The organism is Streptomyces sp. NPDC012508, from assembly GCF_042902595.1.
Classification (GTDB): Bacteria; Actinomycetota; Actinomycetes; order Streptomycetales; family Streptomycetaceae; genus Streptomyces.
In genome coordinates this window covers 570,532-591,824 of sequence record NZ_JBIBEO010000004.1, presented here as the reverse complement: position 1 = coordinate 591,824, position 21,293 = coordinate 570,532, and the positions used below count along the sequence as shown (strand labels likewise).

Below are 21,293 nucleotides of genomic sequence, written 5' to 3'. Positions count from 1 at the left end.
GTACCCGCTTCGTCAGCGGCGTCGGCGGCGGCCGTCGTCCTCGTCGTCGTGCGGGCCGAGCAGTTCGTCCGCCAGGGTCGGGAGGTCGTCGAGCGGGGTCTCCTCCGCCCAGTCGGAGCGGCGGCGCGGACGGCCCTGGTCGTCGACCTGGGGCAGCTCGCGCGTCTGCTCGTTGGATCCGGTGGGCTGCGCGTCGCGGAAGATGCCCGGCGGAACCCGGTCGACCGGGTCCGTGTCCCGGACGGGAGGCAGCACGGCCGTCTCGTCGGCGGGCCGTACGGGACGCAGAACCGTCGTCTCGTCGGCCGCCCGCGCCGGCCTCTCGTCCGTGTCGCGCACCTGCGGCAGGACCGAGGTCTCCGCCTCGGGCCTGACGGCGTCCGGGTCCACGATCGGGGTCGGGACGGTGATCTCGTTCGGCGAGACCTTGGGCACCGCCTGCGTCACGTCGTCGGGCGTCACCACGGGGGTCTCGACGGTCACCTCGTTGGCCGACGCCTGCGCCGCGCGGGCGGCCTCCGCGGCCTTGGCGGCCTTGGCGGCAGCGGCCTCGGCAGCCTTCCGGGCCTCGGCGGCCTCGGCGGCCCGCTCGGCCTCCACGACCCGCTGCGCCTCGGCGGCCTTCCGCGCCTCCTCCGCACGGGCGGCCTCCGCGGCCTTCCGCGCCTCTTCCGCACGGGCGGCCTCCGCGGCGGCCTTCTCCGCGGCCTCCGCCGCAGCCTTCCGCGCGGCCTCCTCCGCGGCCTTCGCCGCCGCCGCCTCGGCCAGGCGCCGGGCCTCTTCCGCGCGCAGCAGGGCCTCCTCGGCCTTGCGCTGCTTCTCCAGGCGGCGCTCCTCCGCCTCCGCGCGCAGCCGGGCCTCTTCCTCGGCCTGCTTGCGGCGGTGTTCCTCCTCCTCGCGGCGGGTCTTCTCCTCGGCCTCGCGCCGCTTGCGCTCCTCCTCGGCGGCCAGCCGGGCCTCCTCGGCGCGCCGGCGCGCCTCCTCGGCCTGACGCTCCGCCTCGCGGCGCCGCGCCTCTTCCTCCTCCTGGCGCTTGCGCTCCTCCTCCTCGGCACGGAGCCTGGCGAGCTGCTCCTGGCGCTCGCGCTCCAGACGCTCCTCCTCCGCCTTGCGCGCGGCCTCTTCCTCGGCCCGGCGCCTGGCCTCCTCCTCGGCCTTCCGCCGCGCCTCCTCCTGGGCCTTCACCTCGGCCTCGGACAGCGGCAGCATCCGGTCGAGCCGGTGACGTACGACGGTGGTGACGGCCTCCGGCTCCTGGCCGGCGTCGACGACGAGGTAGCGGCCGGGGTCACCGGCGGCCAGCGCGAGGAAGCCGGCCCGCACGCGCGCGTGGAACTCCGGCGGCTCGGACTCCAGCCGGTCCGGCGCCTCGGTGAACCGTTCCCGCGCGGTCTCCGGCGAGACGTCGAGCAGCACGGTCAGGTGCGGGACCAGTCCGCCGGTCGCCCAGCGGTTGATCCGGGCGATCTCGGTCGGCGACAGATCGCGCCCGGCGCCCTGGTAGGCCACGGACGAGTCGATGTACCGGTCGGAGATCACCACCGCACCCCGCTCCAGGGCGGGCTTGACCAGCGAGTCGACGTGCTCGGCGCGGTCGGCGGCGTACAGCAGCGCCTCGGCGCGGTTCGAGAGCCCGGCGCTGGACACGTCGAGCAGGATCGAGCGGAGCCGCTTGCCGATGGGGGTGGCGCCCGGTTCGCGGGTGACGACGACCTCGTGGCCCTTGGCGCGGATCCACTCGGCGAGCGCCTCGGCCTGGGTGGACTTGCCGGCGCCGTCGCCGCCCTCCAGGGCGATGAAGAAGCCGGTCGGGGCGGGCGCCTGGACGGGGTCGGCGCCGCGGAGCGCGTCGCGCAGGTCGCGGCGCAGCGGTACGCCGGCCCGGTCGTCGGTCTTGGCCAGGACGAGGGCCGCGACGGGCAGCAGCAGCGCGCCGACGAGCATCAGCGTGAACGCGGCACCACCGTGGGCGAAGACGAAGCTGCCGGAGGCGATCCGGTGCGGCCCGATGGCGGCGGCGAGCAGCGGCGCGCCGAGCGCGCCGACGGCCATGGCGACACGGGCGACGGCCTGCAGGTGCTCGGTGACCCGGGGACGCCGGGCGTCCTCGGTCTCCTGGTCGAGGAGGGTGTGGCCGGTGTTGGCGGCGACGCCGGCCGCGTACCCGGCGAGTACGGCGAGGAGCAGCACCGTGGCCGTGTCCGGCACGAGGCCCATCGCGAGCAGCGCGACGCCGGTGAGGGCGATCGCGAGGGCGAGGAGCCGGCGGCGGGAGAGCGCGGTGAGCACGGACCCGGCCGTCCGGATGCCGACGGCCGTGGCACCGCTCAGCGCCAGGATCAGCAGAGCGAAGGTGACCGGGCCGCCCCCGAGGTCGTACGCGTGCAGGACGGAGACCGCCGCCGCGGCGGCGACGGCTCCGGCGACCATGGCGCAGGCGAGGACGAGCAGTCCGACCGCGCCCGTGCGGCCCTTCTCGGCCGTGGGACGGCGCAGGCCCTCCAACGGCGAGCGCGGCCGCGGCGTCTGACCGCCGGGCAGCTCGATGAAGTACAGGACGGAGACCGAGGCGGCGAAGAGGCCGGCGGCGACGTACGAGCCGAGGGCGGCCTGGTGCAGCGTGAACCACTCGATGCCCGTACCGAGCAGGTTGCTCAGCAGTGTGGCGACGAGGAGCACGGCGGCCGCGGCCGGCACGGCCAGGAAGCCGGTGCGCAGCGACAACCGGCGCAGCGCGTCGAGATGGTCCGGCAGCGGGCGTACGGCGGCGCCCTCCAGCGGGGGCGCGGGCAGCAGCGCGGGCGCCGCGCCCTCGCGGGCCACGGTCCACAGCCGCTCGGCGGCACCCATGACGAAGACGGTGCCGAGCAGGAAGCCGAGCGCCTTGTCCGGCACCCAGTCGATCCACAGGGGGGCGATCACGAGCAGCGCGACGCGCAGACCGTCCGCGCCGATCATCGTCCAGCGGCGGTCGAGCACGCCCGAGGGCCCGGTCAGTGTGGTGAGCGGCCCGAGCAGAACGGCGCCGAACAGCACCGAGGCCAGCAGCCGGGCACCGATCACGGCGGCTACGGCGAGCGCCGCGCCCCGGTACCCGCCGCCGAAGGCGCCCTCGGAGACGGCGGCCTGGAGCCCGAGGAGCACCAGGACGAGCACGGCGAGCGCGTCACCGGTCCCACCGACGAGCTGAGCGCTCCACAGTCTCCGCAAGGGCTGATGGCGCAAAAGCGCCCGTACGGCACGCTCCCGGGAGTCTGCGACAAGCGCGACGTCGGAGTCTGGCTGCTCTGCTCGCGTCATCCGTCCACCCTATCCGGACCCTCTGACTCCCCGTGGCCCGCACCCGAACAAACGTCGGGCAGAGCGCGCATACGTAAGGGGCGGGAGCCCCTGGCCCCCGCCCCTTACACGTACGGGCGCTCTGCTGCTCCGGCTGCGACTGCTCCGGTCTCGACTGCTCCGGCCTCGACTACTCCGGCTTCGACGCGGCCGACTTGGACGCCGCCGTCTTCGCGGCGGTCGTCTTCTTCGCCGCGGTGGTCTTCGCCGTCGTCTTCTTCGCGGCCGTCTTCTTGGCCGCCGTCTTCTTCGCCGGCGTGGCCTTCTTGGCGGCCGTCTTCTTCGCGGGCGCCTTCTTGGCCGTCTTCTTCGCCGGCCCCTTGGCCCGCTTCTCGGCGAGCAGCTCGAAGCCGCGCTCCGGCGTGATCTCCTCGACGCTGTCGCCGGTCCGCAGGGTCGCGTTGGTCTCGCCGTCGGTCACGTACGGGCCGAAGCGGCCGTCCTTCACGACGACCGGCTTCTCGCTGACCGGGTCGACACCCAGCTCCTTCAGCGGCGGCTTGGCGGCCGCCCGGCCACGCTGCTTGGGCTGCGCGTAGATCGCGAGCGCCTCCTCCAGCGTGATCGTGAAGAGCTGCTCCTCGTCCGTCAGCGACCGCGAGTCCGTGCCCTTCTTCAGGTACGGGCCGTAGCGGCCGTTCTGCGCCGTGATCTCGACGCCCTCGGCGTCCGCGCCCACCACGCGCGGCAGGGACATCAGCTTGAGCGCGTCCTCCAGCGTCACGGTGTCCAGCGCCATCGACTTGAAGAGCGAGGCGGTCCGCGGCTTCACCGCGTTCTTGCCGGTCTTCGGGGTGTCCTCGGGCAGGATCTCGGTGACGTACGGGCCGTACCGGCCGTCCTTCGCGACGATCTGGTTCCCGCTGACCGGGTCCACGCCCAGCTCGAAGTCGCCGCTCGGCTTGGCGAGCAGCTCCTCGGCGTACGCGACCGTCAGCTCGTCGGGCGCGAGGTCCTCGGGCACGTCCGCCCGCTGGTGCCCCTCGGCGTCCTTCTCACCGCGCTCGACGTACGGGCCGTAGCGCCCGACGCGCAGCATGATGCCGTCGCCGACCGGGAAGGAGGAGATCTCCCGGGCGTCGATCGCGCCCAGGTCGGTCACCAGCTCCTTCAGCCCGCCGAGGTGGTCGCCGTCGCCGTTGCCGGCGTCGGCCGCGGCGCCCTGACCGGCGTCACCGCCCTCGCCGAAGTAGAAACGCTTCAGCCACGGCACGGCCTGTGCCTCGCCCCGCGCGATGCGGTCGAGGTCGTCCTCCATCTTGGCGGTGAAGGAGTAGTCGACGAGCCGGCCGAAGTGCTTCTCCAGCAGGTTGACCACGGCGAAGCTCAGGAACGACGGCACGAGCGCCGTCCCCTTCTTGAAGACGTAGCCACGGTCCAGGATCGTGCCGATGATCGACGCGTAGGTCGACGGACGGCCGATCTCGCGCTCTTCCAGCTCCTTGACCAGCGAGGCCTCGGTGTAGCGGGCCGGCGGCTTGGTCGCGTGGCCGTCGGCGGTGATCTCCTCGGCGGACAGCGCGTCGCCCTCGGCGACCTGCGGCAGCCGGCGCTCACGGTCGTCGAGCTCCGCGTTCGGGTCGTCGGCCCCCTCCACGTACGCCTTCATGAAGCCGTGGAAGGTGATCGTCTTGCCGGAGGCGCTGAACTCGGCGTCCCGGCCGTCCGCGGAGCGGCCGCCGATCTTCACGGTGACCGAGTTTCCGGTCGCGTCCTTCATCTGGGAGGCGACGGTCCGCTTCCAGATCAGCTCGTACAGCCGGAACTGGTCGCCGGTCAGGCCGGTCTCCGCCGGGGTGCGGAAACGATCACCCGAAGGGCGAATCGCCTCGTGCGCCTCCTGCGCGTTCTTGACCTTGCCCGCGTAGACGCGCGGCTTCTCCGGCAGGTAGTCGGCGCCGTACAGCTGCGTGACCTGCGCCCGGGCCGCCGAGACGGCGGTGTCGGACAGGGTCGTCGAGTCCGTACGCATGTACGTGATGAAGCCGTTCTCGTACAGCTTCTGGGCGACCTGCATGGTCGCCTTCGCGCCGAAGCCCAGCTTCCGGCTCGCCTCCTGCTGGAGGGTGGTCGTACGGAACGGGGCGTACGGGGAGCGGCGGTACGGCTTCGACTCGACCGACCGCACGCTGAACGAGGTGTCGGCGAGCGAGGCGGCGAGCGCCCGCGCCTTCTCCTCGTCGAGGTGGAGGATGTTCGCGGTCTTCAGCTGCCCGTCGGCGCCGAAGTCACGGCCCTGCGCGACCCGCTTGCCGTCGACCGTGTTCAGTCGGGCGACCAGCGACGACGGGTCGGACGGGTCGCCGGCGCGGCCGGTGGAGAAGGTGCCGGTCAGGTCCCAGTACTCGGCGGAGCGGAAGGCGATGCGCTCACGCTCGCGCTCGACGACGAGACGGGTGGCGACCGACTGGACGCGGCCCGCGGACAGGCCGCGCATGACCTTCTTCCACAGGACCGGCGAGACCTCGTAGCCGTAGAGCCGGTCGAGGATACGGCGGGTCTCCTGGGCGTCCACCATGCGCTTGTTCAGCTCGCGCGGGTTGCGGACGGCCTCCTGGATCGCGTCCTTGGTGATCTCGTGGAAGACCATCCGGTGGACCGGGACCTTGGGCTTCAGGACCTCGAGGAGGTGCCACGCGATGGCTTCGCCCTCGCGGTCCTCATCGGTGGCGAGGAAGAGTTCGTCGACCCCGGCCAGCTGCTCCTTGAGCTTCCTGACCTGCGCCTTCTTGTCGGCATTGACGACGTAGATGGGCTGGAAGTCGTGCTCGACGTCGACACCGAGGCGGCGCACCTCGCCGGTGTACTTCTCCGGCACCTCGGCGGCGCCGCTGGGGAGGTCTCGGATGTGCCCGACGCTCGCCTCGACGACGTAGCCGGGGCCGAGGTAGCCCTTGATCGTCTTCGCCTTGGCAGGCGACTCGACGATGACGAGTCGGCGGCCGCCCTGTGCGGTCTCGCTGGTCGGGGACAACTTCGCTCTTCTCTCCGGTCGACGCTCGGTGGCACGTACGGCGCTGGCACTCCGCATGGCACGCACGGCGGCGGCACGCTCGGTGACGCTGCCGTCGCTGCGGAGTGTGACGGTACAACCCGCCCCCGTGTCAAACGGCAAAAGCCCGCAACGGCCACTCGAACGGTAACCCGACTCCTGGCATTCCTGCCGCCCGGACTCCCGGTCCGGTGGGCCGGGTGCAAGCGGAACCTCGTCGTCACACCCGTCCGAAGCACCACACGCCGAGCAGCAGGAAGACCAGTCCGAAGATCGTCGTCAGCGTGGCGGCGGTCCGGGTGCCGACCCCCTGCGCGACCGGTTCGCCGTGGGCCACGCGCACCCCCGTCCACAGCAGCAGTGCGGCTCCGAACAGCGCGAACGCCGTTCCGGCGAAGATCGCAGGCCCGCTCTCCATGCCCGTACCCCGTTCCCTTCCCGGGGCCCCCGTGGTCCCTGGAAGCCGAGGCTGGCACCTTCCGGCGTCGCGGGTACGAATTCCCGGTGAACGACGCGGACGGTCCCGCACGGGTTCACGAATATGGCCGGTAGGTGCCCTCCCGGTGACGCGGCACGTTCGCCACGTCACATCCGGGATGTCGGTCACACGGGGACATCGGTCACATCGAGGAGGCCGGTGCCACCGAGGGTCCCGGTGCCGCCGAGGGTCCCGGTGGCACCGAGAGTGCCGGTGGCACCGAGAGTGCCGGTGACGCCGAGGACGTGGGAGGCACCGAGGGCCCCGGTCACGTCAGAGGCCCGGGTCACGTCGAGGGCGTCGGGACCAGGAAGCCCTCCTCCACCAGCAGCCGGATGGCCTGCGGGGTGCGGTCCCGCAGCAGCACGGGGTCCTCGCCCATCAGCTGACCGATCGCGTCCAGGATCCGTCCCGCGCTGAGCGTCCCGTCGCAGACGCCCGCGAAGCCGGCCCCGACGTGGTCCACCTTGGTCGCGCGCCGCATGCCGCGGTTCTGACGCAGCACCACGTGCTCCGGGTCCTCGGCGCCCGGCAGCCCGACCTGCTCCTGCACGACCTCGGAGGCGAGCGTGAAGCGGTCGGCGAGCAGGGCCGCGTCGTCGCGGGTCCGCAGATAGTCCTGCCGCTCGAAGTGGGCGCGCACGGTGTCGCCGAGCGGCTGCTCGACCGGGTGCGGCCACTCCTCGATCACGATCGACGGCTCGACCGCGCCGGAGGCCACGGCGGCGTTCCTGCGCAGGGTGATCCAGCCGAAGCCGACCGCCTTGGTCTTACGGGCCTCGAACTCGTCCAGCCACGCCTCGTACCGCAGCGCGTACGCCTCCGGGTCCGCGCGGTGGTCGCCGCTGTCCCGGAGCCACAGCTCGGCGTACTGGGTGACGTCCTGGACCTCGCGCTGCACGATCCAGGCGTCGCAGCCGCGCGGCACCCACGAGCGCAGCCGGTCCTGCCACTCCTCGCCCTCGACGTGCTGCCAGTTGGCGAGGAACTGGGCGTATCCGCCGTCGTTGAGCCGCTCCCCGGCCTCCCGTACGAGCGTGCGGCACAGGTCGTCGCCGCCCATCCCGCCGTCGCGGTAGGTGAGGCGGGCGCCGGGGGAGATGACGAACGGCGGATTGGAGACGATCAGGTCGTACGTATCGCCGTCGACCGGCTCGAAGAGCGAGCCCTGGAGCAGCTCGGCCTCGCGGGCCCCGGAGAGCGCGAGCGTGAGCCGGGTGAAGTCCAGGGCGCGCGGGTTCAGGTCGGTGGCGGTGACGAGCGTGGCGTGCTGCGCGGCGTGGAGGGCCTGGATGCCGGAGCCCGTGCCGAGGTCGAGCGCGGAGGACACCGGCGTACGGACGGTGATGCCGGCCAGCGTGGTGGAGGCGCCGCCGACGCCGAGGACGACGCCTTCGTCCTTGTTGCCGATGCCGCCGGCCCCGCCGACCGCGCAGCCCAGGTCGGAGACGATGAACCAGTCCTGCCCGTCGGGCCCGCCGTACGGCCTGATGTCGACGCAGGCTCCGACCTCCGGGTCGGCCTCCTGGTCGGCCCCTTGGCCGCCGCTCTCGCCGACCTGCACCAGCCAGCCGTCCGTCAGGCACTCCTCCAGCGGCAGCGCGGCGGCGGCGCGGGCACGGGAGACGGGGCGCTGGAGCAGGAAGAGCCGGACGAGGGTCTCCAGCGGGGAGTCGCCCCGGGTGGCCCGCAGCGCGGGCACGGTCTCGCTGCGGGCGAGCGCGGCGTAGGCGGGGGCGCCGAGCAGTTCGAGCAGGCCGTCGGCGGTGAAGTCGGCGGCGAGCAGGGCTTCGCGGAGCCGGGCGGCGTGCGCGGGCACGGGGAGGCGGGAGGTCAGGCTGGTCGTACTCACCCCACCATTGTGGCGGCCGCCACCGACATTGCCTCGTCAGCCCCGCCCGTACCGGAGCCGCAGTACCGAAGTCCCTGACCCCACAAGGGCGCGACGGCGCGGGAAGGCCGTGCGCGGCGCTCGGGAAGGGCCGTGTGCGACGGCGCGGGAGGCCGTGTGCGGCGCCTGGGAAGGGCCGTGGGTACGCGAAGGGCCCCGGGCGGGCCGTGCTCGCCCGGGGCCCTACGTACGGCTCATGCCTGGCGCGCGTTACTCGCCGCTCTTGCTCGGCGAACTCGACGGCGTGGCCGACGCCTTGCCCGACGGCGTGGAGCCCGCCGGCGGGGAAGCCGGGGCCGGGGCCGAGGGGGTCGCGCGCTGGCAGCCCGGCTGCTTCGCCATCGCCGTGCCCAGTTCGCCGGACTGCAGCTTGGCCAGCGCGTCCTGGTCCATCTTCTCGATCTTCTTCAGGCCGTCGGCGACGTCCTGGAGACCGTCGGCGAACTTCTGCTGGTTGCTCGGGTCGAGCCCGTCGACCTGCTTCTTCAGCCCCTCGTAGGCCACGGCCGTGGCGTTGAGCTCCTTGACCGCGTCCTGCTGGAGCGTCTCGCCGTTGTCGACGGGCGGCGCCCCGGCCTCCTGGATGGACTTGGCGAGCGCCCGGTCCGCATCGGCAATGTCCTGGAAGGCCTTCGAGTCGGCGGCCTGGATGTCGGCCGGCTTGCCGTCCGCAGCCGTCGAGATGATGAGCTGCTGGGCGTTGGCCCGCTTCTGGATCTGGGGCTTCGCCTGGTCGCAGACCGTCTTGGCCCAGTCGTTCACCTTGTCGCCGTCGTCGCTGCAGCCGGACAGCGTGAGCACCAGGACAGCGGCGCCGGACAGCGCGACAGCAAGCTTCTTGTTCACCGGATCGGTCCCTTCCAAGACTCTCGGCCCCGGAACATACACGCCGAACGGGCGACATCCACCTTTCGTACGACGGATTCATCCCCTATTGCAGTCGATTGCACCAAGGGAGACACGCCTCACGCCGTCATGAACAGCGGGCGGGCGGCACGTCAACACGTGCCGCCCGCCCGCCCTCTGATCTGGTGTTACGAAATCACCGGCGCGTCCGGCGAGGCGGCCGTCCGCCGCGCGGCGTTGCCTTCGTCACCCACGTCGCCGTCCGCGTCGTCGCCGACCACCACGGAGCGCCGCTTGGAGACGTAGACCGCGCCGATGATGACGACGATCGCGAGGATCGCGATCAGCGCCCGCATCCCGCCGCTCGCGTCGTCGCCGTAGCTGAACTGCACGACGGCGGGCGCGATCAGCAGGGCGACCAGGTTCATCACCTTCAGCAGCGGGTTGATGGCCGGTCCGGCGGTGTCCTTGAACGGGTCGCCGACGGTGTCGCCGATCACGGTCGCGGCATGCGCCTCGCTGCCCTTGCCACCGTGGTGGCCGTCCTCGACGAGCTTCTTGGCGTTGTCCCAGGCGCCGCCGGAATTGGCGAGGAAGACCGCCATCAGCGCGCCCGTGCCGATCGCTCCGGCGAGGTACGCGCCGAGCGCGCCGACTCCCAGCGTGAAGCCGACCGCGATCGGCGCCATCACGGCGAGCAGCCCGGGCGTGGCGAGTTCGCGCAGCGCGTCCTTGGTGCAGATGTCGACCACGCGCCCGTACTCGGGCTTCTCGGTGTAGTTCATGATCCCCGGGTGCTCGCGGAACTGCCGCCGCACCTCGTAGACCACCGCGCCGGCCGAGCGCGACACCGCGTTGATCGCGAGGCCCGAGAAGAGGAAGACCACCGCGGCGCCCAGGATCAGCCCGAAGAGGTTGTTGGGCTGTGAGATGTCCAACGAGAGGTTCATCTCGCCCGCCTTGGCCCCCACGTCGGCGACCGCCGTGGCGATCGCGTCGCGGTACGAACCGAAGAGCGCCGCCGCCGCCAGGACGGCGGTCGCGATGGCGATGCCCTTGGTGATGGCCTTGGTGGTGTTGCCGACGGCGTCGAGGTCGGTGAGGACCTGCGCGCCCGCGCCCGTGACGTCGCCGGACATCTCGGCGATGCCCTGGGCGTTGTCCGAGACCGGGCCGAAGGTGTCCATGGCGACGATCACACCGACGGTGGTGAGCAGGCCGGTGCCGGCGAGGGCGACCGCGAACAGCGCCAGCATGATCGACGTACCGCCGAGCAGGAACGCGCCGTACACGCCGAGGCCGATGAGCATCGCGGTGTAGACGGCGGACTCCAGGCCGATGGAGACGCCGGCGAGGACCACGGTGGCGGCGCCGGTGAGCGAGGACTTGCCGATGTCCTTGACCGGGCGCCGGGTCGTCTCGGTGAAGTAGCCGGTGAGCTGCTGGATCAGCGCGGCCAGGACGATACCGATGGCGACGGCGACCAGGGCGAGGATCCGCGGGTCGCCGGGGTGGTCGTGGATCCCGGCCTCGGTGACGCCCTTGAGGTCGGCGTAGGAGGACGGCAGGTAGACGAAGACGGCGATGGCGACCAGGGCGAGCGAGATCACCGCGGAGATGAAGAAGCCGCGGTTGATGGCGGTCATTCCGCTGCGGTCGGTGCGCCGCGGGGCGACCGCGAAGATGCCGATCATCGCGGTGACCACGCCGATCGCCGGGACGATCAGAGGAAAGGCGAGCCCGAGGTCGCCGAAGGCCGCCTTGCCCAGGATGAGCGCGGCGACGAGCGTGACGGCGTACGACTCGAAGAGGTCGGCGGCCATGCCGGCGCAGTCGCCGACGTTGTCGCCCACGTTGTCGGCGATGGTCGCGGCGTTGCGCGGGTCGTCCTCGGGGATGCCCTGCTCGACCTTGCCGACGAGGTCGGCGCCGACGTCGGCCGCCTTGGTGAAGATGCCGCCGCCGACCCGCATGAACATGGCGATGAGCGCGGCTCCCAGGCCGAAGCCCTCCAGAACCTTGGGCGCGTCGGCCGCGTAGACGAGGACGACGCACGAGGCACCGAGCAGGCCGAGGCCCACGGTGAACATGCCGACCACACCGCCCGTACGGAAAGCGATCTTCATGGCCTTGTGCGAGACGGCCGTCAGATCCTTTTCCGGTTCGCCCGGCGCCGGGGTCGCCTCTCGCGCGGCCGCGGCCACTCGCACATTCGCCCGAACGGCGAGCCGCATGCCGATGTATCCGGTGGCCGCCGAGAAAAGCGCACCCACCAGGAAGAACAGAGAACGTCCGGCTCGCTGCGACCAGGTGTCCGCGGGCAGCAGCATCAGCAGGAAGAACACGACGACGGCGAAGATCCCGAGTGTGCGCAGCTGCCGTGCGAGATAGGCGTTGGCGCCTTCCTGCACGGCGGCCGCGATCTTCTTCATCGAGTCGGTGCCCTCACCGGCGGCGAGGACCTGGCGGGTCAGCACCTGGGCGACGACCAGGGCCGCGAGCGCGACGGCCGCGATGACGATCACGATCGTACGGTTCTCGTCCGTGAGTACCGCTGCGGCGAGAGAAGTGGGGTGTCCGGTCAGTTCTGGGTTGAAGAGCCCCGCCATTCGTCCTCCTTGACGTTGCGAGCTCAAGATGTGGACGGATTGTAGGGAGCGGAACACGATCAAAACAGGGCGCCGCAATCGGAATTCCCCATTGCCTTGATCTTCCCACCGAAAGCGGTAATGGGCCCAAAGCATTTGCGCATGATCGATGATCTAGAGAAATGAAAAGAGGCCCTGCTCGGCAGGGCCTCTCTCATGCTCTCGGATTTTTCCCGCCGCGCATGGCTCGCTCGGGGGTTCGAGGAGTGATGACTCGATCGGGGACGGTCGGAATCGGTCAGGGGAGCACGATCGCCGGTGTCGTCGGCCAGCTCATCCTGATGACCCCGCCTTCCTCGCCGGCTCTCACCTCGACGTCGTCGACGAGCCCACGGATCACCGCGAGACCCATCTCGTCCTCGCCGTCGGCGTCGTCGAACTCCTCGACGGGAGCCTCACCCCGGGCACCGGGCACACCGACGGCATCGGCCGCCGCCACGCCCGCGCCCGGGACCTCGTCGCCGACCTCGATGGAGAACGTCTTCTCCTCCTCGGTCAGCACGACCTTGACGGGGGTGGTGACCCCGTTGCTCCGGTGGAGCCCGACGGCCCGGGAACACGCCTCGCCGACAGCGAGTCTGACCTCGTCGAGAACCGCCTCGTCGACCCCGGCCCGGCGCGCCACCGCGGCCGCCACGAGGCGGGCCGTGCGGACGTGCTCGGGCTGGGCGCTGAAGCGGAGTTCAACGGTGGCCATACGGTCCCCCTAGGAACGTCTGGGCGGGCAAACTCGGAGGACCGGGCGTGTCGGCCCGGTTCTCCACTGCATCTTCCGACGCCGGCCGGGTGTCAGTCGGTGGCGTTGACGGCCTCGTCGACCGTGGTGTGAATGGGGAACACCTTGGTCAGACCAGTGATCCGGAAGATCTTGAGAATGCGCTCCTGGTTGCAGACCAGGCGCAACGAGCCCTCGTGCGCGCGCACGCGCTTCAGGCCGCCCACCAGCACGCCGAGGCCGGTCGAGTCGAGGAAGTCCACGCCCTCCATGTCGACAACCAGGTGGTAGCTGCCGTCGTTCACCAACTCGACCAACTGCTCGCGCAGCTTGGGCGCGGTATACACATCAATCTCGCCACCGACCTCGACGACCGTACGGTCGCCACTCGGGCCGGACACATTGCGAGTCGACAGGGACAGGTCCACGGATCCTCCAGCACCTTGCTATCGAGCGGTCGCCCCTCAAGTCTCCCCGGCGGAGTCGGGGGACGGATCGCCAGCCGCGATGGCATTCAATCACTTACCAGCAGCCATGCACGACGCCTTGGGAGCATTGTCCGTCACGCCAGTGACACACTCGGTGCCGATGGCCAAGAATCACCGCCCCAGTCGTCCAGCCGGGGACACGGGCAACCGCCCCTCTCCCGGCATGGTCCTCGACCGACTCTCGTCGGGCGAGAGCCGGGCCGCGCGCATCACTCATACGGAGCACTTGCCCGCCCGGGAGGGTCGGCATGCCGTCTGGCCGCATCGCATCCGGACGGAAGTGATCAGCGCGATCCAGGCGGCGGGGATCGAGCACCCCTGGGCCCACCAGGCGAAGGCCGCGGAGCACGCCCTGGACGGCGAATCCGTGGTGATCGCCACCGGCACCGCCTCGGGCAAGTCGCTGGCCTACCTCGCCCCGGTCCTGACCACCCTCCTGGACGGCTCCGAGGCCGCCAACGGCCGCGGGGCCACCGCGCTGTACCTGGCGCCCACCAAGGCCCTCGCGGCCGACCAGCGCCGTGCCGTCCGTGAGCTGGCAGCCCCGCTCGGCAACCGGATCCGGCCCGCCGTCTACGACGGCGACACGCCCGTCGAGGAGCGCGAGTGGGTCCGCCAGTACGCGAACTACGTGCTGACCAACCCCGACATGCTGCACCGCGGGATCCTCCCCTCCCACCCCAGGTGGTCCTCCTTCCTGCGCTCCCTGCGCTACGTCGTGATCGACGAGTGCCACACCTACCGGGGCGTCTTCGGCTCCCACGTCGCCCAGGTGCTGCGCCGGCTTCGGCGCGTCTGCGCCCGGTACGGCGCGGACCCCGTCTTCCTGCTCGCCTCCGCCACCTCCGCCGAGCCCGCCCTCGCCGCAGGCCGGCTGACCGGCCTGCCGGTCACGGAGGTCTCCGACGACGCCTCCCCGCGCGGCGAGCTGATCTTCGCCCTCTGGGAGCCGCCGCTGACCGAGCTCCAGGGCGAGCAGGGCGCTCCGGTGCGCCGCACGGCCACGGCCGAGACCGCCGACCTGCTGACCGACCTGACCGTCCAGGGCGTCCGCTCGGTCGCCTTCGTCCGCTCCCGGCGTGGCGCCGAGCTGATCTCGGTCATCGCCCAGGAGCGGCTGGCCGAGGTCGACCGCTCCCTTGCCCGCCGGGTCGCCGCCTACCGGGGTGGCTATCTGCCGGAGGAGCGCCGGGCCCTGGAGCGCGCCCTGCACTCGGGCGAACTCCTCGGCCTTGCCGCCACGACGGCCCTGGAGCTGGGCGTCGACGTCTCCGGCCTGGACGCCGTGGTGATCGCCGGGTATCCGGGCACCCGGGCCTCCCTGTGGCAGCAGGCGGGCCGCGCCGGCCGCTCGGGCGAGGGCGCCCTGGCGATCCTGGTCGCCCGCGACGACCCGCTGGACACGTTCCTCGTCCACCACCCCGAGGCGCTGTTCCAGCAGCCGGTCGAGTCGACCGTCCTGGACCCCGACAACCCCTACGTCCTCGCCCCCCATCTGTGCGCCGCCGCCGCGGAGCTGCCGCTGACCGACGCCGACCTGGCCCTGTTCGGCCCGGCCGTCCCCGAGCTGCTGCCCCAGCTCGAGGCCGCCGGACTGCTCCGGAAGCGCTCCAGCGGCTGGTACTGGACCCGGCGCGAGCGGGCCGCCGACCTGACCGACATCCGGGGCGGAGGCGGCAGCCCCGTCCAGATCGTGGAGGCCGGCACCGGACGGCTCCTCGGCACGGTCGACGAGGCCGCCTCGCACACCGCCGTCCACGAGGGCGCCGTCCACCTGCACCAGGGCCGTACGTATCTGGTGAAGAGCCTCGACCTGAAGGACTCCGTGGCCCTCGTCGAGGAGGCCGCTCCGCCGTACTCCACCACCGCCCGGGACACCACCGCCATCTCCGTGCTCGAGACGGACACCGAGATCCCCTGGGGAGCCGGCCGTCTCTGCTACGGCTCCGTCGAGGTCACCAACCAGGTCGTCTCCTTCCTGCGCCGCCGTCTGATCACCGGCGAGGTGCTCGGTGAGACCAAGCTCGACCTGCCGCCCCGCACCCTGCGCACCCGGGCCGTGTGGTGGACGGTCACCGAGGACCAGCTGGACGCCGCCCGGATCAACCCGGAGATCCTCGGCGGGGCCCTGCACGCCGCCGAACACGCCTCCATCGGCATGCTGCCGCTCTTCGCCACCTGCGACCGCTGGGACATCGGCGGCGTGTCCGTGCCGCTCCACCCCGACACCCTGCTGCCCACCGTCTTCGTCTACGACGGGCATCCGGGCGGCGCGGGCTTCGCCGAGCGGGCGTTCCACACCGCCCGCGCCTGGCTGACGGCCACCCGCGAGGCGATCGCCTCCTGCGAGTGCGAGGCGGGCTGCCCGTCCTGCATCCAGTCCCCCAAGTGCGGCAACGGCAACGATCCGCTCCACAAGCGCGGCGCCGTACGCCTGCTCACGGAACTGCTCCGGGAAGCCCCGGCAGAGCCTGAGGAGGCCCCGCCCGCGCCCTGACCGCCGGTGCGTACGGCCCGAGGCGCACCGCCGCCGTCACGTCCGCGACGTCGCCCCGCACCGAGCAGCGCACCAGGGAGGCACCCTGCGCGCCCGCCACCCGGGCCGCCGCCGCGCACGCGGCCTCCTCGCCCCACAGCGCCCGGTCGGCGGCGGCGAGCGCCGCCAGGTCCGCGGCCCCTCCCGCCCGGTGGCGGGCCGCCACCGCCTGGCCCAGCGCGAGGACCGCGCCGAACACCACGCACAGGACACAGGCCGCGAAGGCCGTCCACACGGTCGCCATCCCCCGGTCGTCCCGCGCCGAGGGCGCCGGTCTGTCCGTCGCGGGCCGGCTCATGGCGGCGTCACCCCCACCGTGTCCTCGGCGAGCGCCGCCGCCCCGGCCCGCAGCGTGAGCCCCATCCCGCCGGGCCCGGGAGCCGGTGCCTCCACGGTCACCCGCCACAGCTCGCCCGACCGGGTGACAAAGACCCTGGCCCCTTCGGGCGCGGCCGCCCGGGCGGCCGCCTCGGCGCCGGACACCGGCTCCGACCTGGCCACCGCCCGTGCGCCGGCCCGCGCCGCGTCCACGCACTGGATCTGCGCCGCCGCCGCGCCGAGCGCCCAGACCAGGGCCATGGTGAAGACCACCAGGGCCGGGAGGGCCATCGCGGCCTCCACGGTCACGGCGCCGCGGTCGTCAGAACGGCGCATCGAGGGCCTTGCCGATCACGGACTCCAGAGCGCCGGAGACCGAACCGCTGGTCACGATCTTGTACAGCACGGTCGCGAAACCCGCCGCCGCGATGGTGCCCATGGCGTACTCCGACGTGGTCATTCCCGCATCGCTCCGGGCCGTCCGCCGTGCCCGCCACCACGCGCTCATCCTCTTCATGCCAACCCCCATGTGTCGTCGTCGTGTTCGTCCCGCCGTTCGCGTTCGCGTCCGGCTTGCTGTTCGTCTTCGGCTGTTGGTTTCGGCTGTTCGTTTTGGCTGTTCGTCTTCGGCCGTTCGTCTTCGGCCGTTCGTCGTCGGTCAGGCCCGGAGCAGTCCGGTCGCCAGGCCGATCACCACCGGGGCCACTCCCACCGCCAGGAAGGCGGGCAGGAAGCAGAGCCCCACGGGGGCGGTGATCAGCACCTGGGCCCGCTGTGCGCGGGCCGCCGCCTTCCGGGCGCGGTCCGCCCGCAGGTCGGCCGCGTGTCTGGAGACGGCCTCGGCAGCGGGTGCGCCGGAGGAGCCGGCCCGTTCCAGACAGCGAGCCAGGCTCTCGGCGCCCGGTATCGCGCCGAACCTCCGCCACACATCGGCCGGTTCGCCGCCCAGTCGCAGCTCCGCCGCCGTCCGGGTGAGTCGCTCACCCACCGGTCCGCCCAGCGACCGCCCGACCGCTTCGGCAGCCTCCCCCGGCCCGGCTCCGGCGGACGCGCAGGCGGCCAACAAGTCGGCCGCGAGCGGAAGCTGACGTGCTGCCTCCTCGTCGTCCCCGGCCACCGGAGCACGGCGCTTGCTCCACCGCCACGCACCCCATCCCGCCGCGATGGCCGCCAGGCTTCCGGCCGGCCCGCCGATCAGCGCCCAGGCGCCGACGGCCGCCGCAAGGGGCATCGCCCACGTCCGGAGCCAGGGCGGAAGCCCGCACCCACGCCGTACGTCGCGTACCGCCCCGGCCTCCACCAGGGCCGCGAGGCGTTTCCGGGTCCTCCGCTCACGCCGCCGGTCGGCCACGGTCCGGGCCGCCCAGGCGGCGGAGACGGCCACCGCGACCACCACCCCCAGTCTGTGGACGAATTCCCCCGGGAAACCCATCGCTCCGGTCACAGCCGCTCCCCTCCTCGGACGATCCGCGCGGCCCACCACAGCCCTGCCGCCTCCAGGGCCGTACCGACGGCCAGGCACCCGAGGCCCACGGGCGTGTGGAACAGCACGTACAGCGGGCGGGCGCCCAGAGCCGTACCGAGCACGAGCCCCACGGCCGGGAGCACCGCGAGCACGGCCACCGTCGCCCACGCCCCGGCCAGTTGGGCCCGCAGCCGCTCCCGTTGGTCCCGGTGCTCGCGCAACGCGGCCTCCAGCCGGTCGAGGCCCGCGGCCAGCCCCGCGCCACCGTCCACCGCGACCTGCCAGCAGGCCGCGAGGCCGGCCAGCCCGTCCGCCCCGTCCTGTCGCGCCGCACTCCGCAGCGCCTGCGCCACGTCGCCGCCGAACCGGGCCGCGGCGACCACCTCTGCCTCCTCCCGCGGCCCGAGCGCTTCTGTCGCCCCGACCCCGAAGAGCAGCGCCCGCGCGGGCTGCCGGCCGGCTCTCAACTCGGCCGCGACCGCGCCACACAGGGCGACGACCGCGTCCGACCGTGCCTCCCGCTCCCTGCGAAGGGCCCTCGCCCGCAGGCGCCGGCCCGTCAGCGACACCGCCAGCGCCCCGGCCACCAGGGGCAGCGGCGACTCCCCCAGGACCGCGAGCACAGCCGCCACCGGCAGGCAGAGCCAGGCACGCCGCCCCCGCACGACGCCCCACCAGCGCTCGGCGGCCGACCGCCACGACGAACCCACCCGCCCCGAATCGCCGGGAGGCCCCAGCGCCCCGACACCGGCGAGCACCACCCGCGCCCGGCGCAGGCCCCGCTCCCGCTCGGCCACCCGCCAGAGCGCGGCCCCCGCGCACAGCACGGCTGCACCCTGGGCCAGCGACCCGGGCTCGCCCGTCATGCCGCGCCCCCGATCAGCGCCCGCAGCCGTTCCCAGCCTCGCTCGCGCTCGAACCCTGCGGCGCCCCAGCGCAGCGCGGGCACGGTCACCACCAGCCCCTCCCGGTTCCGCTCCAGGACATGGATCTCGGCGATCCGCCTGCGGCCCGTCCGGTCCCGGGCAAGGTGCAGTACGACCGAGAGCCCGGCCCCCAACTGGCTGTGCAGCGCCGCCCGGTCGAGCCCGGCGGCCGTACCGAGGGCTTCGAGACGGGCCGGTACGTCCGCCGCGGTGTTGGCATGAACCGTGCCCGAGCCTCCTTCGTGGCCCGTATTGAGGGCCGCCAGGAGGTCGACGGCCTCCCCGCCCCGCACCTCTCCGACGACCAGCCGGTCGGGGCGCATCCGCAGGGCCTGGCGGACCAGGTCCCGCAGGGTCACGAGCCCCGCGCCCTCCTGGTTGGCCGGCCGCGCCTCCAGGCGCACCACATGCGGATGGTCGGGCCTCAGCTCGGCCGAGTCCTCGGCGAGGACGATCCGCTCCCGCTCGCCGACCAGACCGAGCAACGTCGACAGGAGCGTCGTCTTCCCGGAACCCGTGCCACCGGAGATCAGATACGAGACCCGGGCCTCGATCAGGGCGCGCAGGATCCGCTCCCCTCCGGGCGGGACGGTGCCCGCCTCGGTCAACTCCCCCACGGAGAAGGCCCGCGGTCGCACGACCCGCAGCGACAGGCATGTCGACCCGACCGCCACCGGCGGCAGGACGGCGTGCATCCGGGTCCCGTCCGGGAGCCGGGCGTCCACCCAGGGCCGGGCATCGTCCAGGCGGCGCCCGGCGACCGCCGCGAGCCGCTGCGCCAGCCGGCGCACGGCCGGAGCGTCCGCGAAGCGGACCGCGGTGAGTTCGAGACCGGCGCCTCGGTCGACCCACACCCGGTCGGGAGCCGAGACCAGCACATCGGTGACGGCGGGATCGGCCAGCAGCGGCTCCAGCGGGCCGGTTCCGACCAGCTCGGACCGTAACGCCTCGGCCGCGCCCAGGACTTCCGTGTCCCCCAGAAGCCGTCCTTGGGCCCGGAGTGCCGCCGCGACCCGCGCCGGTGTGGGCTCGGCGCCGCTCTCGGCGAGCCGCTGCCGCACGGCCTCCAGGAGGCCCGCGCCGCCCGCGGACGTCTCGGCGGCGGTCATGAGGAGCCCTCCGCGGCCAGGGCGCGCTCCCAGAAGGCCGCGCAGAACCGGCCGAGCGGTCCGTTCGCCTCGCCGCCCGGCGGTGCTCCGCTGTCGAGCACGGCCAAGAGGTCGGGGTCGTGGGGGAGTTCCCCCGCGAGCGGGAGCCCGAGGGTGTCCGCGACCCACTGGTCGTCGAGCCCCGACGCGTACGGTCCGCGCACCACGGCACGCAGGTCGCGCAGCACGGCGCCCGCGTGCGTGGCGACCCGGTGGGCGGCGGCGACGGCGCGCAATTCGCCGGGGACGACGAGGAGTCCGAGATCCAGCTGGGCCAGGGCCTCGCTCACGGCAGCGTCGATCCGACGGGGCAGGTCCACGACGACGATGCCGCCCCGCCTGCGCGCCGCCGCGAGCACCGCACGCATGGCGTCGGCCGACACGAGGACCGAGTCTCCCCGGTCCCAGCTCAGCACCCGCAGCCCCCGCACAGACGGCAGCGACTCCTCCAGGGCGCCTCCGCCGACCCGCCCCTTGGAGGCGACGAAGTCGGGCCATCGCCTGCCCTCGGCCCGTTCCCCGCCGAGCAGGACGTCGAGCCCGCCGCCGAGCGGGTCCCCGTCCACGAGCAGGGTGCGCCGCCCGGTCCTGGCGCCCGCCAGCGCGAGCGCGCAGGCCAGGGTCGAGGCCCCGGCGCCGCCGCGTCCGCCGATGACGCCGACGGTCAGCGCCTGCTGTCCCGCGCCCTCGGCGGCGTCGGCGATGCGGTCGACGAGCCAGCTCTCGGCGTCGGGGAGCCGCAGCACGCAGTCGGCGCCGATCTCGACGGCTCGCCGCCACACCTCCGGGTCGCCGCCGGCGGGGCCGCCGCCCGGGCCGGCGGCGGGATCGGCGAGCCCGCCGCGGTCCCGGCCGACGAGGATCACCCCCGGCCTGCGCGTCGCCCCACGGCAGCGGGCCGCGGCATCGTCGCCGACCAGGACGAGCGGGGCCTCGGTCCAGCTCGCACGGTGTTCCGGCACCGTGTGGTGCACCTCGGGCTCGGCCCCCGCCGCGGCACAGAGCCGCAGCAGGTCGTCGAGCAGCGCGAGGTCCTCGGTCACGATCAGCGGCCCGGCGGTCCCGCCTCCCGCACCGCCGACCGCCCGCCCGTCACCGGCCGGGGAGGAGCGGGCGGACCGCGCCGTCCTGGAAGCCCCCGCCGTTCTGAATGTCATGGTTCCCGCCACAGCACACGCCCCCTGTCCGTGCGATCCCGCCCACGCCGGTCGCGCGGCCGAGATCGCCGATTCCTTCCACCCGCGGAGTTCGCGGTGGGAATCACCGTGGCGCCATCCCGGAAATCGTGTGGATCTTGCTCAAAAACTGTGGATAACTCAGCCGCTGTGAATATCCCCATGCCCCATACCAGCGATACCCGGAGAGCATCCCGACCGCTACGCTGAGTGACGAAACGAGGGCATCACGCCGTCGCGGCCGCATGGCCGACGAGAGGGGGAGACATGGGGATCCGACGGACGAAAACGCGTCCGGACATGCGACGACCCCCGCCGGGGGGGAGAG

At 73.2% G+C, this 21,293-nt stretch carries 17 protein-coding genes; 1 reads left to right on the top strand and 16 read right to left on the bottom strand.

Features of this window, described 5'->3' with window-relative positions; genetic code table 11:
- Positions 1–12 precede the first annotated feature (12 nt).
- From tmk to ACFY8U_RS17010, 9 genes are all read right to left on the bottom strand, one after another.
- Positions 13–3,300, bottom strand: a complete 3,288-nt coding sequence (gene tmk / locus ACFY8U_RS17050; RefSeq protein WP_389570710.1) for a dTMP kinase — start codon at positions 3,298–3,300, stop codon at positions 13–15.
- Between the two features lie 169 nt (positions 3,301–3,469).
- On the bottom strand, positions 3,470–6,313 hold the full coding sequence (gene topA / locus ACFY8U_RS17045) for a type I DNA topoisomerase (RefSeq protein ID WP_389570707.1): 2,844 nt from the start codon (positions 6,311–6,313) through the stop codon (positions 3,470–3,472).
- Positions 6,314–6,551: 238 nt separating this feature from the next.
- Entirely contained in the window at positions 6,552–6,749 is a 198-nt protein-coding gene (locus ACFY8U_RS17040) for a hypothetical protein (RefSeq protein ID WP_352187703.1), read from the bottom strand.
- A 185-nt stretch (positions 6,750–6,934) separates the two neighbouring features.
- Positions 6,935–7,099 carry a hypothetical protein gene (locus ACFY8U_RS17035; protein WP_389570704.1) on the bottom strand — a complete coding sequence of 55 codons (165 nt, stop codon included), beginning with the start codon at positions 7,097–7,099 and terminating at the stop codon, positions 6,935–6,937.
- The gene (locus tag ACFY8U_RS17030) at positions 7,096–8,661 is read right to left on the bottom strand and encodes a methyltransferase (RefSeq protein WP_389570701.1); all 1,566 of its coding nucleotides are present in this window, start codon (positions 8,659–8,661) and stop codon (positions 7,096–7,098) included. The genes ACFY8U_RS17035 and ACFY8U_RS17030 overlap by 4 nt, the downstream gene beginning before the upstream one ends.
- Before the next feature lie 249 nt (positions 8,662–8,910).
- Complete coding sequence (locus ACFY8U_RS17025) at positions 8,911–9,546, bottom strand: small secreted protein (protein WP_361442147.1); 636 nt, start codon at positions 9,544–9,546, stop codon at positions 8,911–8,913.
- 188 nt (positions 9,547–9,734) lie between these two features.
- Positions 9,735–12,155 carry a sodium-translocating pyrophosphatase gene (locus ACFY8U_RS17020; protein ID WP_389570698.1) on the bottom strand — a complete coding sequence of 807 codons (2,421 nt, stop codon included), beginning with the start codon at positions 12,153–12,155 and terminating at the stop codon, positions 9,735–9,737.
- 277 nt (positions 12,156–12,432) lie between these two features.
- On the bottom strand, positions 12,433–12,891 hold the full coding sequence (locus ACFY8U_RS17015; protein WP_361677057.1) for an ATP-binding protein: 459 nt from the start codon (positions 12,889–12,891) through the stop codon (positions 12,433–12,435).
- Between the two features lie 92 nt (positions 12,892–12,983).
- On the bottom strand, positions 12,984–13,337 hold the full coding sequence (locus ACFY8U_RS17010) for an STAS domain-containing protein (RefSeq protein WP_137988538.1): 354 nt from the start codon (positions 13,335–13,337) through the stop codon (positions 12,984–12,986).
- Positions 13,338–13,416: 79 nt separating this feature from the next.
- Here ACFY8U_RS17010 and ACFY8U_RS17005 point away from each other — a divergent pair, with 79 nt between their 5' ends.
- On the top strand, positions 13,417–15,894 hold the full coding sequence (locus tag ACFY8U_RS17005) for a DEAD/DEAH box helicase (protein WP_389570694.1): 2,478 nt from the start codon (positions 13,417–13,419) through the stop codon (positions 15,892–15,894).
- Here the strand turns inward: ACFY8U_RS17005 and ACFY8U_RS17000 are convergent.
- The 7 genes from ACFY8U_RS17000 to ssd form a co-directional block, all read right to left on the bottom strand.
- Positions 15,836–16,231, bottom strand: a complete 396-nt coding sequence (locus ACFY8U_RS17000; protein ID WP_389570692.1) for an Rv3654c family TadE-like protein — start codon at positions 16,229–16,231, stop codon at positions 15,836–15,838. The genes ACFY8U_RS17005 and ACFY8U_RS17000 overlap by 59 nt on opposite strands.
- Positions 16,228–16,587 (bottom strand): TadE family type IV pilus minor pilin, encoded by a 360-nt coding sequence (locus ACFY8U_RS16995; protein WP_389570689.1) that lies wholly within the window; start codon positions 16,585–16,587, stop codon positions 16,228–16,230. The genes ACFY8U_RS17000 and ACFY8U_RS16995 overlap by 4 nt, the downstream gene beginning before the upstream one ends.
- Positions 16,574–16,780, bottom strand: coding sequence for a DUF4244 domain-containing protein (locus tag ACFY8U_RS16990; RefSeq protein WP_361442128.1), 207 nt, complete (start codon positions 16,778–16,780; stop codon positions 16,574–16,576). The genes ACFY8U_RS16995 and ACFY8U_RS16990 overlap by 14 nt, the downstream gene beginning before the upstream one ends.
- Positions 16,781–16,909: 129 nt before the next feature.
- Entirely contained in the window at positions 16,910–17,683 is a 774-nt protein-coding gene (locus tag ACFY8U_RS16985) for a type II secretion system F family protein (RefSeq protein WP_389570954.1), read from the bottom strand.
- Positions 17,684–17,691: 8 nt separating this feature from the next.
- Positions 17,692–18,582 (bottom strand): type II secretion system F family protein, encoded by an 891-nt coding sequence (locus ACFY8U_RS16980; protein WP_389570686.1) that lies wholly within the window; start codon positions 18,580–18,582, stop codon positions 17,692–17,694.
- Complete coding sequence (locus ACFY8U_RS16975; RefSeq protein ID WP_389570683.1) at positions 18,579–19,751, bottom strand: TadA family conjugal transfer-associated ATPase; 1,173 nt, start codon at positions 19,749–19,751, stop codon at positions 18,579–18,581. Before ACFY8U_RS16975 ends, ACFY8U_RS16980 begins: the two co-directional genes overlap by 4 nt.
- Positions 19,748–20,947, bottom strand: a complete 1,200-nt coding sequence (gene ssd, locus ACFY8U_RS16970) for a septum site-determining protein Ssd (protein ID WP_389570680.1) — start codon at positions 20,945–20,947, stop codon at positions 19,748–19,750. The genes ACFY8U_RS16975 and ssd overlap by 4 nt, the downstream gene beginning before the upstream one ends.
- Between the last annotated feature and the right edge of the window lie 346 nt (positions 20,948–21,293).

Coding starts and splice junctions, on each gene's coding strand:
- ACFY8U_RS17015 (WP_361677057.1), bottom strand. CDS start 12,891: ATGGCCACCGTTGAACTCCGCTTCAGCGCCCAGCCCGAGCACGTCCGC.
- ACFY8U_RS17020 (WP_389570698.1), bottom strand. CDS start 12,155: ATGGCGGGGCTCTTCAACCCAGAACTGACCGGACACCCCACTTCTCTC.
- ACFY8U_RS16975 (WP_389570683.1), bottom strand. CDS start 19,751: ATGACCGCCGCCGAGACGTCCGCGGGCGGCGCGGGCCTCCTGGAGGCC.
- ACFY8U_RS16995 (WP_389570689.1), bottom strand. CDS start 16,587: ATGCGCCGTTCTGACGACCGCGGCGCCGTGACCGTGGAGGCCGCGATG.
- ssd (WP_389570680.1), bottom strand. CDS start 20,947: ATGACATTCAGAACGGCGGGGGCTTCCAGGACGGCGCGGTCCGCCCGC.
- ACFY8U_RS17000 (WP_389570692.1), bottom strand. CDS start 16,231: ATGAGCCGGCCCGCGACGGACAGACCGGCGCCCTCGGCGCGGGACGAC.
- ACFY8U_RS17005 (WP_389570694.1), top strand. CDS start 13,417: ATGGCATTCAATCACTTACCAGCAGCCATGCACGACGCCTTGGGAGCA.
- ACFY8U_RS17040 (WP_352187703.1), bottom strand. CDS start 6,749: ATGGAGAGCGGGCCTGCGATCTTCGCCGGAACGGCGTTCGCGCTGTTC.
- ACFY8U_RS16980 (WP_389570686.1), bottom strand. CDS start 18,582: ATGACGGGCGAGCCCGGGTCGCTGGCCCAGGGTGCAGCCGTGCTGTGC.
- tmk (WP_389570710.1), bottom strand. CDS start 3,300: ATGACGCGAGCAGAGCAGCCAGACTCCGACGTCGCGCTTGTCGCAGAC.
- ACFY8U_RS16985 (WP_389570954.1), bottom strand. CDS start 17,683: ATGGGTTTCCCGGGGGAATTCGTCCACAGACTGGGGGTGGTGGTCGCG.
- ACFY8U_RS16990 (WP_361442128.1), bottom strand. CDS start 16,780: ATGGGGGTTGGCATGAAGAGGATGAGCGCGTGGTGGCGGGCACGGCGG.